The 15,788-nt window shown below is 61.8% G+C and carries 14 protein-coding genes and 1 pseudogene; 1 reads left to right on the top strand and 14 read right to left on the bottom strand.

What is annotated here, in order from left to right:
- Positions 1-6: 6 nt before the first annotated feature.
- The 14 genes from menE to ACMGGK_RS06620 form a co-directional block, all read right to left on the bottom strand.
- Positions 7-1,392: an o-succinylbenzoate--CoA ligase gene (gene menE / locus ACMGGK_RS06685; RefSeq protein ID WP_164053657.1), complete on the bottom strand. Its 1,386-nt coding sequence runs from the start codon at positions 1,390-1,392 to the stop codon at positions 7-9.
- Positions 1,380-2,363: an o-succinylbenzoate synthase gene (gene menC / locus ACMGGK_RS06680; RefSeq protein ID WP_016926921.1), complete on the bottom strand. Its 984-nt coding sequence runs from the start codon at positions 2,361-2,363 to the stop codon at positions 1,380-1,382. The genes menE and menC overlap by 13 nt, the downstream gene beginning before the upstream one ends.
- Positions 2,363-3,220 (bottom strand): 1,4-dihydroxy-2-naphthoyl-CoA synthase, encoded by an 858-nt coding sequence (menB, locus tag ACMGGK_RS06675; RefSeq protein WP_016926920.1) that lies wholly within the window; start codon positions 3,218-3,220, stop codon positions 2,363-2,365. Before menB ends, menC begins: the two co-directional genes overlap by 1 nt.
- Before the next feature lie 11 nt (positions 3,221-3,231).
- Positions 3,232-4,002, bottom strand: coding sequence for a 2-succinyl-6-hydroxy-2,4-cyclohexadiene-1-carboxylate synthase (gene menH, locus ACMGGK_RS06670; RefSeq protein ID WP_049300059.1), 771 nt, complete (start codon positions 4,000-4,002; stop codon positions 3,232-3,234).
- Positions 3,999-5,675, bottom strand: a complete 1,677-nt coding sequence (menD, locus tag ACMGGK_RS06665; protein WP_049300060.1) for a 2-succinyl-5-enolpyruvyl-6-hydroxy-3-cyclohexene-1-carboxylic-acid synthase — start codon at positions 5,673-5,675, stop codon at positions 3,999-4,001. Before menD ends, menH begins: the two co-directional genes overlap by 4 nt.
- Before the next feature lie 380 nt (positions 5,676-6,055).
- Complete coding sequence (gene elaB / locus ACMGGK_RS06660; protein WP_028127745.1) at positions 6,056-6,367, bottom strand: stress response protein ElaB; 312 nt, start codon at positions 6,365-6,367, stop codon at positions 6,056-6,058.
- 81 nt (positions 6,368-6,448) lie between these two features.
- Positions 6,449-7,480: an L-idonate 5-dehydrogenase gene (gene idnD / locus ACMGGK_RS06655; protein WP_033639792.1), complete on the bottom strand. Its 1,032-nt coding sequence runs from the start codon at positions 7,478-7,480 to the stop codon at positions 6,449-6,451.
- A gap of 22 nt (positions 7,481-7,502) precedes the next feature.
- A complete protein-coding gene (gene idnO / locus ACMGGK_RS06650; RefSeq protein ID WP_016926915.1) occupies positions 7,503-8,267 on the bottom strand; it encodes a gluconate 5-dehydrogenase in 765 nt (254 codons plus the stop codon).
- Between the two features lie 363 nt (positions 8,268-8,630).
- Positions 8,631-9,140, bottom strand: coding sequence for a DUF1097 domain-containing protein (locus tag ACMGGK_RS06645; RefSeq protein WP_016926914.1), 510 nt, complete (start codon positions 9,138-9,140; stop codon positions 8,631-8,633).
- A 234-nt stretch (positions 9,141-9,374) separates the two neighbouring features.
- Positions 9,375-10,619, bottom strand: coding sequence for an MFS transporter (locus ACMGGK_RS06640; protein ID WP_016926913.1), 1,245 nt, complete (start codon positions 10,617-10,619; stop codon positions 9,375-9,377).
- A gap of 137 nt (positions 10,620-10,756) precedes the next feature.
- The gene (locus ACMGGK_RS06635; RefSeq protein ID WP_079450290.1) at positions 10,757-11,293 is read right to left on the bottom strand and encodes a DUF2938 family protein; all 537 of its coding nucleotides are present in this window, start codon (positions 11,291-11,293) and stop codon (positions 10,757-10,759) included.
- A gap of 19 nt (positions 11,294-11,312) precedes the next feature.
- Positions 11,313-12,176 (bottom strand): DMT family transporter, encoded by an 864-nt coding sequence (locus ACMGGK_RS06630; RefSeq protein ID WP_016926911.1) that lies wholly within the window; start codon positions 12,174-12,176, stop codon positions 11,313-11,315.
- A gap of 43 nt (positions 12,177-12,219) precedes the next feature.
- Positions 12,220-12,645 (bottom strand): cupin domain-containing protein, encoded by a 426-nt coding sequence (locus ACMGGK_RS06625; protein ID WP_420276768.1) that lies wholly within the window; start codon positions 12,643-12,645, stop codon positions 12,220-12,222.
- Between the two features lie 82 nt (positions 12,646-12,727).
- Positions 12,728-14,557 (bottom strand): thiamine pyrophosphate-binding protein, encoded by a 1,830-nt coding sequence (locus tag ACMGGK_RS06620; RefSeq protein ID WP_028127746.1) that lies wholly within the window; start codon positions 14,555-14,557, stop codon positions 12,728-12,730.
- Between the two features lie 347 nt (positions 14,558-14,904).
- On the opposite strand from ACMGGK_RS06620, the pseudogene ACMGGK_RS06615 reads away from it, so the two are divergent.
- A pseudogene (locus ACMGGK_RS06615) lies at positions 14,905-15,770 on the top strand (LysR family transcriptional regulator).
- Positions 15,771-15,788 lie beyond the last annotated feature (18 nt).

Raw genomic sequence — 15,788 nt, 5'->3', positions numbered from 1 at the left:
GCTTTTTTATGCCTGGGAGAGACGCTGCGCCACCCACTGCTGCAACTGGCGGCGCGAAATCTTGATGCCGCCGTTTTTCAGCTCGTCAGGCAACGGGAGCAACGCCGCCGGGCGTTGGAAATTGGCCAGCTGGTCCTGCGACCAGGCGAGCAGCGTCGCCAGCGACAGCGACGGATCGCCGTCGATCACCGCCACCGGCCGCTGGCCGAACTCGGCGTCCGCCATCGGCACCACAAACGCCTGCGTGATCTGCGGGTGCGCCGCCAGCACGCGTTCGATATCCTCGGGCTGCACCCCTTCGCCGCCGCTGAAAAACAGGTTGTCCAGCCGGCCGAGAATACGCAGTTCTCCCTCAGCCATCACGCCGCGATCGCGGGTCGCGAACCAGCCCTGTTCATCGGCCAACGGCTGCAGATAGCCATGACGCCAGTAGCCGAGCGCCAGGCTGTCAGCGCGGATCCAGACCTCTTCGCCCACCAGTTTTACTTCGCGGCCGCCGAGCGGCAGGCCGACGCCCGGCCGCGCATCGGCGCGCTTGGCGCACACCGTGGAGGCCAGTTCGGTCAGCCCGTAGCCGCACCAGCAGCGGATCCCCGCCGCCTCCGCCCGTTCGGTCAGCTCCACCGGGATCATCGCGCCGCCGAGCAGCACCGCTTTCAACGTCATGCCCGTCAGGGGTTGCTCCAGCAGCCGCCAGAGCTGCGTCGGCACCAGCGAAGCATGCGTGCATCCCGCCAATGCCTCCGCCAGCGGCTGCATCTCGCGCACCGCCAATCGGGCGCCCGCCGCCAACCAGCGCCAGACGATGCCCTGGCCGGAGACGTGAAACAGCGGCAGTGACAACAGCCAGCAATCCTCACGTTGAAAATCCATCAACCGCAACACCCCGGCGGCGCTGGCCAGATGATTGGCGTAGCTGTGCGCCGCCGCTTTCGGCATGCCGCTGGAACCCGAGGTCAGCGTCAGCGTCGCCAGACGCTGCGCATCCCACGTCGGCAGGTCTGGCCAACGCGGCTCGGTCGAGGGCGGCGTCAACCGAATCACCTCTTCCGGCAACGCCGGCAACGAGTCCGGGCCGAAGACAAAGGTCATATCCAATTCCGGCAACAGCTGCGCCAACAGCGGCGTCGGCAAGGCGGGATTGAGCGGCAACAGGCGCGCGCCGCATTGCAGCAGCGCCAGATAGGCCAACAGCAACGGATAGCTGTTTTTGCCGCAGAGCGCCACGCCGCAGCCCGGTTCTACGCCCTGATGCTGAAAGTCCGCCGCCAGTTCATCCACCTGGCTTTGCAACGCCAGCCAGCTCAGCGGCCGTTCGCCGAGCAACAGCGCCGTCGCCTGCGGCTGAAGGCGCGCCCAATGCCGCCACGGCCAATCGCTTAACCGCGCCATAGACACTCCAGCGCCGAGACATCCAGCAGCGGCAACGCGCTGCCCGGCCACGGGCGCAGCACCTGCGCCTGCATCAACCCCAGCGTGTCCAGGCCCGGCACGGTGTCCGGCGTCAGCCAATGGGCGATGCGCGCCAGCTGGGTCAACCCCAGGCTGGACTCGATGCTGGCGCTGATCACCGCCGTCAGCCCCGCCGCGTGCGCCTGCGCTACCAGCGCCTGGCAGCGCGTCAAACTGCCGACCAACGTCGGCTTGATCACAATGGCCGCCACGCCCGGCTCGGCCTGCACCACAAAATCCGCCTCGCGCACGCTCTCATCCCAGGCGATGGCGATGCCGGTCGCCCGGGCGAAATCGCGCGATTCATCACGGGTCTTGCAGGGCTCTTCCAAAAAGGCGATGCGATCGCGCCACGCCGGGTTGACGTATTTGGCGAAGCCGTCGGCTTTGGCGCGGGTCCAACTGCGGTTGGCATCCAGCCGCAGCCGCAGATCCGGCAGCGCCTCCAGCAGCACGTTGACGATCATGCCGTCGCGCACCGCCTCATACAGCCCTACTTTCACCTTGGCGACTTTCTCGCCCGGCAAAGCGCTCAATGTCTCGAACAGCTCGTCCGGATCGCCGGTACACAGCGGCGCCTTGCGAAAATCCGCCTGCATCGGCAAGCGCTGCTCCAGCTCGGCCTGCGCACAGCTGAGCCCAAAGGCCACCGAGGGCAGCGCGCTGTCATCCGGTTCGTTGCCCGCCAACCAGGCCTGCAGCCAGCCCAACGCGGCCTGTTCGGCCTGCGCCAACGTTTCCCGACTGAATTCCGGCAGCGGCGCGATCTCGCCCCACCCCTCACGCTCGCCCTGGCACAGTTGCACCACCCATCCGTCACGCGTTTTCAACCGCTGATTGCGCAGCACCACGCCCGCCTCCATCGGCAGGCTGTAACGGTATAGCGCCGCGCTGCGGTTTGCTCCGCTCATTACGGGTTACGCTTGAATTTGCTGAAGTCCGGTTGGCGCTTCTCGTTGAACGCGTTGCGCCCTTCCTGCCCTTCGTCGGTCATGTAGAACAACATGGTGGCGTTGCCCGCCAGCTCCTGCAAACCGGCCTGGCCGTCGCAGTCGGCATTCAGCGCCGCCTTCAGGCAGCGCAGCGCCATCGGGCTGTTCTGCAGCATTTCGCGGCACCAGCGCACCGTCTCTTTTTCCAGATCGGCCAGCGGCACCACGGTATTGACCAGGCCCATGTCCAGCGCGGCGGCGGCGTCGTACTGACGGCACAGGAACCAGATTTCGCGCGCCTTCTTCTGGCCGACGATGCGCGCCATGTAAGACGCCCCCCAGCCGCCGTCAAACGAGCCCACTTTCGGGCCGGTCTGGCCGAAGATGGCGTTATCCGCCGCGATGGTCAGATCGCACATCATGTGCAGCACGTGGCCGCCGCCGATCGAATAGCCGGCCACCATCGCCACCACCGGTTTCGGGCAGGTGCGGATCTGGCGCTGAAAGTCCAGCACGTTGAGGTGATGTACGCCGCTGTCGTCGCGATAGCCGCCGTAGTCGCCGCGCACTTTCTGGTCGCCGCCGGAGCAGAAGGCCCTATCGCCGGCGCCGGTCAGAATAATGACGCCGATGCCGTCGTCGTAACGGGCGTTGGCCAGCGCGTCGATCATCTCTTTGACCGTTTGCGGACGAAACGCGTTGCGCACCTGCGGCCGGTTGATGGTGATTTTGGCGATGCCGTCGGCGGACTTGTGATACAGAATGTCTTCGAAATCGCCGGTGCAATCCTGCCAGGCAATGGCGGCATACAGGTGTTCTTCATTCGGATAAAGCATGTTCGGTTCCTTTAACCAGGGTTAACGAGAAAGGTCTGCAGCTCGGCGACGAAATCCTGCGGATTGGCCAGATGCGCGTTGTGGCCGGCCTGCGGCACGATGCGCAACGGCAACCCGGCGTCGCGCGCCAGCCGTTGAAATTTGGGGTCGTTCTCACCGCACAGCACCCGCAGCGGCACGGTCAGTTGGCGCAGCTGCGGCGCCAGATAGGGCTGCCGCCCGAGCGACGTGGCTTCGAGCATGTCGGCAATCGCCGGGCCGCTGTTGACCGAACGCGCGGCGATCAACGCCTGACGGTGCACATGGCTAAGCTCTTTGAACACCGGCTGCTGATACCAGTCCGCCAGCACCTCGGCGATCGGTTCACTGCGAAAACGCGCCGCCCACAGTGCATCCTGCTCGCAGCGATGGCGGCGCTGTTTTTCGTCCTCCAGCCCCGGATTGCCGCCCTCGACGATCACGCCTTGCAGCCCGGCATGGCGGCCGTGGCAAGCGTGATACATGGCGATGCGCCCGCCGAGCGAATAGCCCACCAGCCAATAACGTTCAATATTGCGCAGCTGCAGCGTAGCGGCGATTTGCGCGCTGATGTCGTCGAAGCCGCGGCAGGTCACCGCCACGGAATCGCCGTGGCCGGGCAGATCGATGGCCAGCGACGGCCATTCCGGGCAGCGCGCGGCGATCACCCGCCATTCGTTGTTGTTGCCGAGCAGGCCGTGCAGCCACACCAGCCACGGGCGGCCCGCTTCGCCCTGTTGCAAAATTCGCGTCGCCAGCATCATTGCACCGCCATCTGTTGCACCAGGTATTGCAGGCTTTCGGCTCCTGCGCTCGGTGGCACCTGCAGTTCTATCAGCGTGGCGCCGCCGCGCCGCCAGCCTTGCTCAACCGCCTGTTGCAGCTGGCTCCAGTTTTCCGGCCGCGCGTAGTCAAGCTGGAACATCGCCGCCGCGTGGCTGAACTCGACGTTCTGCGGCATGCAGTAAAAGCGTTGGCGCTCCTCGTCCGGCGTCGGCAACAGCGAGAAAATTTGGCCGCCGTTGTTATTGACGACGATCAGCACCGTCGGCGCCGAACCGTGGCGCAACAACGCCAGCGCATTGAGGTCATACAACGCGGAAAGGTCGCCCACCACCGCCAACGTCGGCCTCGCGGTGGCGCGCTGTACGCCAGCGGCGGTGGAAATCAGACCGTCGATGCCGCTGGCGCCGCGGTTGCTGAATACCGGGTAAGCGGCAGGCAGCGTCGTTAACGCGTCGATCAGTCGCACCACCAGGCTGTTGCCGAGAAACAGCTGGCCGTTCTCCGGCAGCAGCTCCGGCAGGCGGTGCGCCAGCTGCGCTTCGCCAAAGTTATCGTGCAGATGCGTGGACGCCGCCGTCAGCGCCTTATCCGCCAAGGCCGCCAGCCCGGCGGCCCACGGTGCGCGCGGTTGCGCCGGATGCTGCGCCAACCACTGCGCCACCCCGGCGCGCAAGCGCCGCCCCCGGTGCTGGGCCGGATCGAGCCGCCCCGGCAGCTCGTCGATAACCCAATACTCTTCCGGCCGGCACTGCGTCTGCCACTGCAGCAGGCGTTTGCCGGTCAAGCTGCCGCCGAACTGCACCACCAGCTGCGCGTCTTGCAACAGGCGCTGCGCCTGCGGATGCGCGAGCCATAAATCGGCGCAGGGCAGCGGTTGCCCGGTCTGCGACAGCACATCGCCGATCAGCGGCCAGCCCAGCGTCTCGGCCCAGTCGGCCAGCCGCGCGCCCTCTTCCGCGCTCATGCGGCCGGCCAGCACCACGCCGCGTTTTTGCCGCCAGAAGAACCAGTCCGGCTGCGGCGACGGCGCCGCACGCGTCTCGCTTTCCTGCAGCCACGGACGATCGCCCTGCCACCAGTCGCCCAGCGCGGCGGACCAATCGGCATACTGACGCTCATCGCCGCCGTACAGCGGTTCGGCGAACGGGCAGTTGATATGCAAAGCGCCATGCTGCAGGCGCGCCATCGCGCTGTCGACGCTGGAGGCCAGCCACGCGGCCGGAATATCCGGCGTCGGACGCGGCAGATCGATCGCCAACGTCGGGTGGCTGCTGTAGAGACCGTTTTGACGGATCGCCTGATTGGCGCCGCAGTCGATCAGTTCCGGCGGCCGATCGGCGGTGAGAAACACCAGCCGTTCACCGGTCAGGCCGGCTTCGATCAACGCGGGATAAAGGTTCGCCGCCGCGGTGCCGGACGTGACGATCACCGCCACCGGCTCATGCGCCGCCTTCGCCAGACCGAGCGCCAAATGGCCGAGCCCGCGCTCATCAAAATGGGTATGGCAGATAAACGATCGGTTGGCCGCAGCGGCCAGCGTCAGCGGCGTGGAGCGCGATCCCGGAGCGATACAAACATGCCGCACCCCATGGCGGGCCAGCGCCTCGAGCAGCACAGCCGCCCACCGGCGATTAAAAACACTTGTCGACATAGTTCGCTCACAAGTCAGTTAGCAGAGATCGTCTCCGGCGCAGCCGACGGACGCCGCGCCTGTAGTTACGCTCTGTATTATATGAGGTGTTATTTTCACGGCTTTTGCGCCAGCGCAAAAACGCCGTATATCCCTGAGTGTTTACACCAGATAATTATTTGATTTAGAACAAAAAATAAACAATTAAAACACAAATACTTTACACTTGCGGCGACGCCGGCTCAATCCGTCCATACAAAAACAAGGGAAATAGAGGCGCTCCAACGGCGGCTAGCGGGAAGTATAGGCGGGATAAGGGCAAGCGATCGGGGAAACGGCGGGATGAACGACACAGTCTGCAGAAAAGCACGAGGCGGCCTGCGCCGCCCCGATGACATGATTTATTTGCGGGCCAGCAGCAGCCCCAACACCAGCCCGACGGTGGCGCCGATGCCCACGCCGTGCCAGGGTTTGTCCCGCACGTAGTCGTCGGTGCGGTGCACCGCTTCTTTGGCGCGCGCATAGTAGGATTCGCCCGTGTTCGCCCAGCGCGCCTTGACCTCACTCAGCGCCTGCTCGGCGTGCGACTTGATGTCGATATAGGCCTGATCCGCACGATCGCCGGTGTATTGCAGCACTTCTTCCAGCGTCTCGGTCAGCATTCTCAGATCGTCATCCAGCGTAGTTTGCTCAGCATCCGTATGTCTTGCCATCGTGAGATCTCCGTGGTTGAAAAATTAAGCGTTCCTACACTATAGACAAGGATCACCGCCTGCGGCCATCGGACTTTTACCCTAAAACACCAATTGCACCTTGGCGGCCTGGCGTTTATCGCCGGCAAACGTCAGCGCCTGCGCCAACTGCCCGCTGGCGAATTCCGCCGACAGCAACGGCAGCGGATCGATCACGCCGTCGGCCAGCCAGGCCACCGCCAACGCGAACTCCGCCACGAAGCGGAACGATCCAAGCAGATTCAGTTCCTTGGCAATCAACAACATCAGCGGAAAATCGGGGAAGCTGCCGCCCATGCCCACCTGCACCACAGTGCCTTTGGCGCGGGTGAGCTCCAGGCAGCGCTGCAGCGACAGCGGATGTCCCGCCACTTCGAAGGCGACGTCGAAATAGCCCTTGTCCTGCTGATAGTCGCTAAAATCGTCGTCCGCAGCATGCAGGCAACGATTCGCCCCCATTTGCCTCGCGATCGCCAGGCAGCGCGGACTGAGATCGGCGCAGACAATCTCGGCGGCGCCCAGCGCTTTCAGCGCCGCCACCAGCAGACAGCCGATCGGGCCAACGCCGGACACGAAAATCTTTTTCCCCGTCACATCGCCGGGCTGCTTCGCCGCGTGGACAGCCACCGCCAGCGGTTCGGCGAACACCATCACCCTGTCGTCGCGATCGGCGGCGTAAGGAATGCACTGCGCGCTATCCACCACTTTGTATTGGGTAAAAGCGCCGTCGACGTGCGGAAAATACATCGCGCTGCCGAAAAAACGCATCTCGACGCATTGATTGCTTTGCTGCGCCAGACAGTATTTGCACTGCCCACAGGGTTTGCTGGGATTGAGCGCCACCTTCTGCCCGACCGGCAGCTGCGGCGAATCGCTGGCGACCACCTCACCGATCACCTCATGGCCCAGCACCATCGGCTGACGCACCTGAAAATTGCCGACCTTGCCTTCCTGGAAGTAATGCAGATCCGAGCCGCAGATGCCGCCGCGGCTGATTTTCACCAGCGTTCCCTGCCCCCGATAATCCACTTCTTGCGCGATCACCGCCACGTCTCGCTTGCCGTTGACCACGCAGGACTGGGTTTGAATTTTCATCTCCAGACTCCACGGGAAAAGGTTACACCGCCGCCGACATGCCGCCATCGACAAACAGCAGTTGCCCGTTGACGAAGGCGGAGGCGTCGGCGGCCAGGAACACCGCCGCACCGATCAGCTCCTGCGGATCGCCCCAGCGCGCGGCGGGCGTGCGTTGGGTCAGCCAGGCGGTGAAGGCCGGATCGTCGGCCAGCGCCTGCGTCATCTCGGTTTTGAAGTAGCCGGGGGCGATGCCGTTGACCTGAATATTGTAGCGCGCCAGCTCCACGCACATGCCGCGCGTGAGCATTTTCACCGCCCCTTTGGACGCCGCATAAGGGGTGATGGTGTCGCGGCCCAGCTCACTTTGCATCGAGCCGATGTTGACTATCTTGCCGCGCCGGCGCGGCACCATGTAACGCGCCACGGTCTGTGACACGATGAAGACCGCCTTCTGGTTGACGGCGATGATGTCGTCCCAGTCTTGCTCCGGAAACTCGGTGAACGGGTGGCGGCGCTGGATGCCGGCGTTGTTGATCAAAACGTCTATCGCGCCGATGTCCGCTTCGATACGGTCGATGGCGGCATGCACCGCCTGAGAGTCGGTGACGTCGAACGCCGCCGCCTCGGCGCGCAGCCCCTCTTCGCGCAAACGATCGGCGGCGTGCCGGGCATGTTCTTCGGTGGTGGCGTTGATCAGAATATGCGCGCCTTGCTGCGCCAGGCCGCGTGCCAGCAGAAAACCGATGCCGCGCGAGGCGCCGGTGATCAAGACGGTCTTGTTATCCAGTGAAAACAGATTGTTCATGGTGATTCCCGGCCATCAGGCCTCCAATCGGACAGGCCTCTATCTCAGCCGATTGTTACCGGTAAAAACGTGATGGAAATCACTGAAAATCATGTTACGAAACCCTGTTACCCTTAACGTGATCTCACGCAGGCAGCAAGAGGGGAAAGATCATCTATCCGATTGAAAAATGGCTATTTCCAATAGAAGTGCTTTCATTTTTATCGCCAAATCGATGGGTTAACATACCGCTATCCCCCTTGCCGCGCCGCCCGTGAAGGCCACCGAATGAAACACCTCCGCGTTACGCGACAGGACATCACACAATGGGCCGGCGTAACCCAAACGCCGGGTGACCAAACGCTGGTGGTGAACTGCCGTCTCTCACTCGGCGGCACCGTTTGAGCCGACATTCGGGCCAACCGGCGGCGTAGCGCGGGCTTTTTCGCTGCGCGCCGCCCACCACAGACCGCTGTTTTTCATCGCATAGCCGAATAGCAGCCCCACCAGCAGGGAAAGCGTCACCAGCGGCCAATCGCCGCCGCCGGCGAAGGTCGCGCAGGCACCGATAAAGGTGCCGGGCACGAACCCCAACCACTGCTGTTTGGCCTGAATGCACATCAGGAACGCCACGACGCCGGTCAGCAGATACCCCAGCAGATTCCACTGCGGGGCCAGTTCGCTGCCGCGGATGATCGCCATTGCCCAGAAGACGCCGCTGCAGCAGGTCAACGCGCTAATCAACAGCCCTTTCAGCCCGCCCTGCGGGCAGGCGAAATACGCCGTGCAGCCCAGAAAACCGGCCCAACCGATCAGCCCCAGGCTGACGGCAACCCAGCCCCAAACGCCGGAGAGGATCCCGGTAGTAACGGCAATGGCGAAAAGAACGTTCATAAAGTGACCCGCGGCAAAAATAAAGCGCGCAGTTTACCCGAAGCGAGTGATTTTTTCGTGACTAAAATCACGAAAAAAATGCAACTAAGGAAATGTAAATATCAAAAAATCAATGTGTATCACAAAAAAAAGCCAGCGTGACGAGCACGCTGGAATAACACAACACCAGGGAAATCACGATCTCAAATGAAATGCCTACATGCGACGCCTGTCGCCCCCTCCCGAACGCCGGTTTCAGCGTGGGAAGCCCGCACGCGTTACCATGACGCTCAACGTCAAACAAATCACGGCGCTGCTCAGGAATAACAAGTGGGTCGCCAAATGCAAATCGGCGTGGTCGATCACAACGCCCAACAGGATCGGCACCCAGTTAGCAATATAAGCGATCACGTAGAACAGGGAGATCAAACGCGCATGGCTGGCTTTCGGTGAAATCAGATTCACCAGCGTGGCGCTGCCGACGAAGATCGCGCCATAGGCGTAACCGGCGATCACCATGCCTGCGGCGGCCAGCGCCAGCGAATGGATCTGAATCGCCACGGCGAACACCCCGACCGACAAAGCCTGAGCCAGGCAACCGAACAACAGCGAATGGCGGGCGTTGATGCGACGACTCAAAATCTGGCTGATGCCGGCAATCACCAGATAGACGGCGACCACATAGCCAAAGACGCCACGGCTCTGCATATCCAACAGCTTTTCGGCGACGCTCGGCCCTATCGCCAGAATGCTGGCGGCAACCGCCCAACAAATGAACAACGCCCCGGCGCACAGGAAGAATTTGCCGCCGGTCGCGCGCAGGCCATCCGCCAGAGAGCTCTTCGCCACCGGCGCGTTATCCGCCGCTGCGCTATCGGCCTGCGCCGCCACCGCCTCTCGCGGCCAACGCAGCATCACGCCCAGTGCGGCGACGGCGGCGATGGCCATGATGATGATGAACGGCAATGACGTGGTATGAAAACCGGTTTGCAGGGCGACGCCGCTAAAGATCGGGCCCAGGGCCAATCCGGTGGTAAAGGACAGCGTCGCGATCAACGCCGCATTTTTTCCGCCGTCCTGCGGCCCGAAACGCACCAACGCGATATTCGCCGCACCGGTCAGGGCGCCGGTGCCGACGCCGGCCAGCAGCCGTGCCATAAACATCATGAAGAACGATGACGCCACCGAAAACAGCAGCGCGCCAAGCAACACCACCAACAGCGCCGGCACGATCATGCTGCGCAGGTCTTTTACTTTCCCCGCCATATTGCCTACGCCGAATAGCGAAATCAGCACGCCGGCGGCATAAGCGCCGTAGATGATCGTCAGGCTGACCGAGCTCAACGCCAGCTCATGTTGATAAAGCGGATAAAGCGGCGTCGGCGCGCTGCTGTTCAACAGCGCTGACATCAATGCCAACGCCAGAAACAGCAAGATAGCGAAATGCGATGTACCCGCCTTCGCTTTAGCCGTTTCTTCAACGGCGATACTTTCTGACATGTTCAACTCCCGAATCGATCAGGCATTCGCCCTAAATAAATGCGCCTTCCCGTAGGCCACGCGGCTTAAGGAAGCGCGCTTATCATAGCGTTGGGCTATCACGCCCAAAATAGCCAAGAATGCATCATCGTGATTCATTAATGCAGCATCGCAGCGTCAGGCATGCATTTCTGCAGCATGCGACGCCGCCAGGCGATGGCGCAACCGCCCAATGCCACGCCATACACTGCATGGTTGGCCAGGCTGGCGATCAGCAAAGCCGGATTTTTACCGGCCATTCCCCAAAGCCCCAACCCCACCGAGGGATAAATGAAGCACAGCGAGATCAGCGAGCAGGCCAGGCCATACGTCAGCGCCCCGACGAACAGGCCGCCCCCGGACTTAATGCGCGGGCAGATCAGGCGATAGAACGGGATCGCCAGGCTAATGCCGGCAAAATAGTGCGCGCCGTAGCCCATCATCAGAGCCTCTGGCACATCGGGAATGTCGCCAGGCCGCAAAAACCAAAATTGCCCCTGCAGCCATTGATTCATCAGTTTGCCGATGAAGGCCAGGTTGAGCTTGCCGATGAGACCGACGCTGGAGGCGACACTGTTCACCCCATCCATCACCAACGTCGCCACCATGCCAAACAAGACCGCCATCGCCATGCCGCCAACCGGACGCATGTTCATTGTTTCGTTCCTTATCACGTTATGCCACCGCCGCCTGCTCGGACTTGGCCGAAGCACGCTTGCGCACCGCCAACGCGCCGGACAACACGATCAGCGCCATACCGGCGGCGGCGATATAAGACTGCTGTTCGCCAAATATCAGATAGCCAAGCAGCGTAGAGAAAATAATGGTGCTGTAAGAGAGAATGCTGACAATCACCGCATTGCCGCCCCCGTAGGCGCGAGTCATGGCGATCTGCCCCAGGCTGCCGAAGACGCCGATGGCGCAGACGCACAGCAGCATTGCGCCGTCCAGCAAGGAAAAGCCCAGTAACGCAGTCATCAGGCCGCCAACCAGCGTTCCCACCAGCGAGAAATAGAACACCACGCGCAGTTCCGGCTCTCCGCGCCGCACCAGCTTGCCGACGTTAAAGTAAGCCAGCGCGGTCAACAGACCGGCCGCCAGCCCGACCAGCGTGGCAACGTACTCCCCGTTGGGGGCGTCGGGGCGCAGCAATACCAAAATGCCGGCAAAGCCCAACAGCACGGAAAACAACAGCCGACCGGTCAGTTGCCCTCGGGTCGTGATAAACGCGATCGCCGACTGAAAGAGGGGATTGGTATAACCCAACGTGGTGGCGGTGGCGATCGGCAGATGTATCAGCGAATAAAAACCGCAGTACATCGCCGCATTGCCTATCGCCGCCCGCTTCATATGCAATCCGAGATGACGGGTGCGAAAACCGAGGCGCTGGATCTTGATCAGCGCCGCGACGATCAGCACATTGATGAGAGAACGATAAAAAATGATGTCGAAAAATCCGACCGTCGTCGACGCCAACTTGATGCAAGCACCCATCAGCGCAAAGAACCCGCTGGCGACGACCATCCACAAAGCTACCATGATCTTCTCTTATTAACGGCCTTTGGTCTGGGCCGTATCAACACTACCCGGCGGCTTTCACCGTCAACGGTTTATCGTCCGCGCAAGCGAAGAACACCAGCATTTCGGCGCCTTGCTCGCCGGAAACGCCCTGGTGCACGATATCCACGGTATCGGTAAACGAATCCCCCTGCCGGAACGTGCGGCGTTCACCGGTTGTCCTGACGGTGAGCGAAACGCTGCCGCCGCTCATGTACACTGCGCTGATGCAAGGATGCGTATGCCAGGCCAGTACCTTGTTCGGCTCTACCGTCACCTTCAGCATGGTGATCTGCGGTGCGCCGGCGGGATACTGATGATATGCCGAGCCCTCCCACGCGCTGTCGGTCTTGAGCAACGTCGTTTTGACGATGCCTTCGCCATGCCCCTCGGCAGCCTGAACCGGCCCCTGAAATACGGCCAACAATGCCAAAATGCTCCACTTAACCATCTGATCGCTCCATGACTGCCGCGAGTAAAAATGCCAGGCGCCGCGCGCGGTGAACCTGGCGAGTTGAAAAAACAGCGTTGCGCTACAGTCCTTTGATGCGCTGCTCGTATTCCGCGATGCTCTCGGCGTAGTAGCGGTTAGGCGCCGCAAAGTTGCCCACCATCACTTCGATGAGGTACGGCCCCGGATGTTTCGCCGCGGCGTCGAGGGCTTCGTCCAGATCCTCCAGCGTCTCCGCCTTCGCGGAGGCGACCCCCAGGCTGTTGGCAAACGCTTTCCAGTCATGGCTGGGCAAGGCGGTATAGTCAGCGGAAATGCCGCGATTTTGCAGCGTGTCGATGTGCATGGCGCCGTGCGCGTTGTTGTTCATCACCACGAACACCACCTTCACGCCATAACGCGCGGCGGTCTGAATTTCGATGCCGTGCATCAGCATGCAACCGTCGCCTGTCACCACGACGCAATCCCGCTGCGGTGCCGCCAGCTTGATGCCGATGCCCGCGCAAATGGCCCACCCCATCGGCGCCAGGGAGCTGGAGGTGTGATAATCTCCCCGCCCGGCCGCCAGCCAGTGATGCGCCATGAAGATGCGGTGTGCGCCCGAATCGACCACGACGTTGGTATCCGGATTCATGCGGCTGCGAATGTGTTTAATCGCATCGCCGGGATACAGCCGGCTTTCGCCCTGGGCGATGCGCGCCTGCAACGTCGGCTGCGGCTGTTCCAGCGGCAGTGCGCGAACCCCTTCCAACCAGGCGTCACGCAAGTGAGCCGCGTCGCCAAGCCGCGCGTCCTCATCGCCAACCGCGGCCAACAAACAGTGCAACGTACCGCTCAGGCTGGAAAATATCTGCAGATCCGGCTGGTAATGCGAGCTCACTTTGTCGAAGTCTTCGTCGATCGCCACCAGCGTTTTATTGCCGTGCAGTCTCGGGTTCCAGTTCAGACTGTCGCGCTGGCTGAGATCGCAGCCCAGCACCAGCAGCACGTCGACGCCTTCACCGTTGAGGGTTTCTACCGCGCGGGCATGCCCGGCAAAACCGTAGACCCCTAATGCCAGGGCGTGCCCTTCGGGAAACGCGCCCTTGCCGGACAACGTCGTGGCGACAGGCAAGCGGTATTTTTCCGCTACCCGCAACAACAGCGCGGCATCCTGCGGATTGTTCATCCGGTTGCCCACCAGGCAGGCGACGTTGAGGCCGCGCAGCAGATAATCATGCAGCAGCTGTTCCACCGCTTGCACATCCACGGCCGCTTCACGGTGCTGTGGCACTCGCTCAGGCTGGTCGCGACGATCGCCGAACGCGGTTTTCTTCTGCATGTCGACCGGCACGCTCAGATAGGCGCGCCCTTTCCGCTGTGGGTTCAGACTGGAGAGGCTGCGGCGCAGCTCATGCTGCAAGGTCAGGTTGTTTTTCGTTTCTATCGCGGCGCAAAGCAACGGTTTGACGATGGTCAGCTCATCGATGCCGCTGTTGCTGCCGTCCTGAAAAGCGCCCTGCGCCTCGTGATAGGTGGCGATGCTGCCGGCCAGGTACAGCACGGGGATCTTATCGGCTTGCGCGGCGGCCATCGCCGGCAGGAAATTCATGGTGCCGGGGCCTGAAATGCCCAAGCAGACGCCAAACTTTCGGCTGGCGCGGGCATAGCCATCGGCCATAAATCCGCATGCGGTTTCATGGGCACCGACGATGCCGACAATCTCGGAACGGTCAATAGAAGTGATTAACGGGTAAACCAGTTTGCCGGGGACCAAAAAGATATGTTGAATGCCGCGCGCTGCAAGGCCTTGAATAATGATATCGGCGTTGTTGCGTTCCATCTTCTCGGCGCCTGGCGCCACGGTAACTCTGACTCCGTCCTCCGTCGCCAGCGCAACGGGGGGGCACAGCATCTCTGCGTGAGACTCCATTTTTTTATATCCAGTCATATCATCGTGAGCTAACTTGATTCAGAGTCGATCCCACTTGGCGGTCGCCCAGAAATAACGGGAACCGGCTCTTATTCGTATTGCTTATGCATTAGGGTAGCCTTGGTGTAAAATATGCGTCGGGTCGCAGCATAAGCGCCGATAAGAATAAGCATTACCAGACAAAAATAAAGGTGCAAAACCGCTTCACGGTGATGCATTTATACATATCCTGAAACATTATAAATAATGATGATACGAAGCATTTTTTTCGGTCTCCACACCAGAATAAACACCGCATCACACCGCTTCCTTCCCCCTCCCGCCAGTTTGTACAGAGGAGGTGCGCAATGAACTGGGACGACGCCCGATTTTTTCTCGCCGTTGCGCGCTGCGGCACGCTACGCAAAGCCGCCAGCCAGCTGCATGTCGATCAGGCGGCCGACGGCTCTCAGCTTTCGAAGACGCGCTCGGCTCCAAGCTGTTTATCCGCACGCCGAAATCCTTCGCCCTCAGCCCGCTGGGGGAAGAAATGCTGGCGGACGTGATGAAGATGGAAAATGCGGTGCAGGCGATCAACCGTAAAGCCGCCAGCGGTGACGAAAGCCTGTGCGGCAACGTGCGCATCGCCACTACCGATACCTTGGCCGAAGCCTTCGTGATGCCGGCGCTGCAAGATCTGCGGGAACGCTATCCGGCCATCACCGTCACGCTGCTGACGGCGGTCAACATCGCCGATATTTCTTACCACGGCGCAGATCTGGCGATCCGCGGCGCCCGTCCCGATGACGATGAGCTAATCATCAAACGGTTAGCCACCATCGAAATGGGCCTGTATGCCACTCAGCACTATTTGGCGCGGCGCGGCATGCCGGTCAAGGGCGAGCAGTTGCGCGGCCACGATCTGCTGATGTTCCCGCGCGAGCTGGTGCCGCGCCACTGGAACAATTTCTGCGGCGAGGCTCTGCATGAGCCCAACGTCGTGCTGCAATGCAATTCGCAGCTACTGCTGCGTTCCGCCACTCGCAGCGGGCTGGGCATCGGCCTGCTCTCCGCTTTTTTGGCGGACAAAGACCCGGAGCTGGTGCGCCTGTTCCCGGAGAACAAAGACTGGGTGGATATCTGGCTGGTGTTGCACCCCGATTTGCAACGCGCCGCCCGCGTGCGGGCGGTGGTGCAGGCGCTGGAAACGTCGTTTAGCGCCCATTACGGCTGAGTGCCGTTTCGCCCATAA

The sequence above is a fragment of the Serratia sp. BNK-33-b genome, from assembly GCF_048684565.1.
Classification (GTDB): Bacteria; Pseudomonadota; Gammaproteobacteria; order Enterobacterales; family Enterobacteriaceae; genus Serratia; species Serratia marcescens.
The sequence above is the reverse complement of the archived record's forward strand: the minus strand, read 5'-3'. Positions and strand labels throughout refer to the sequence as shown.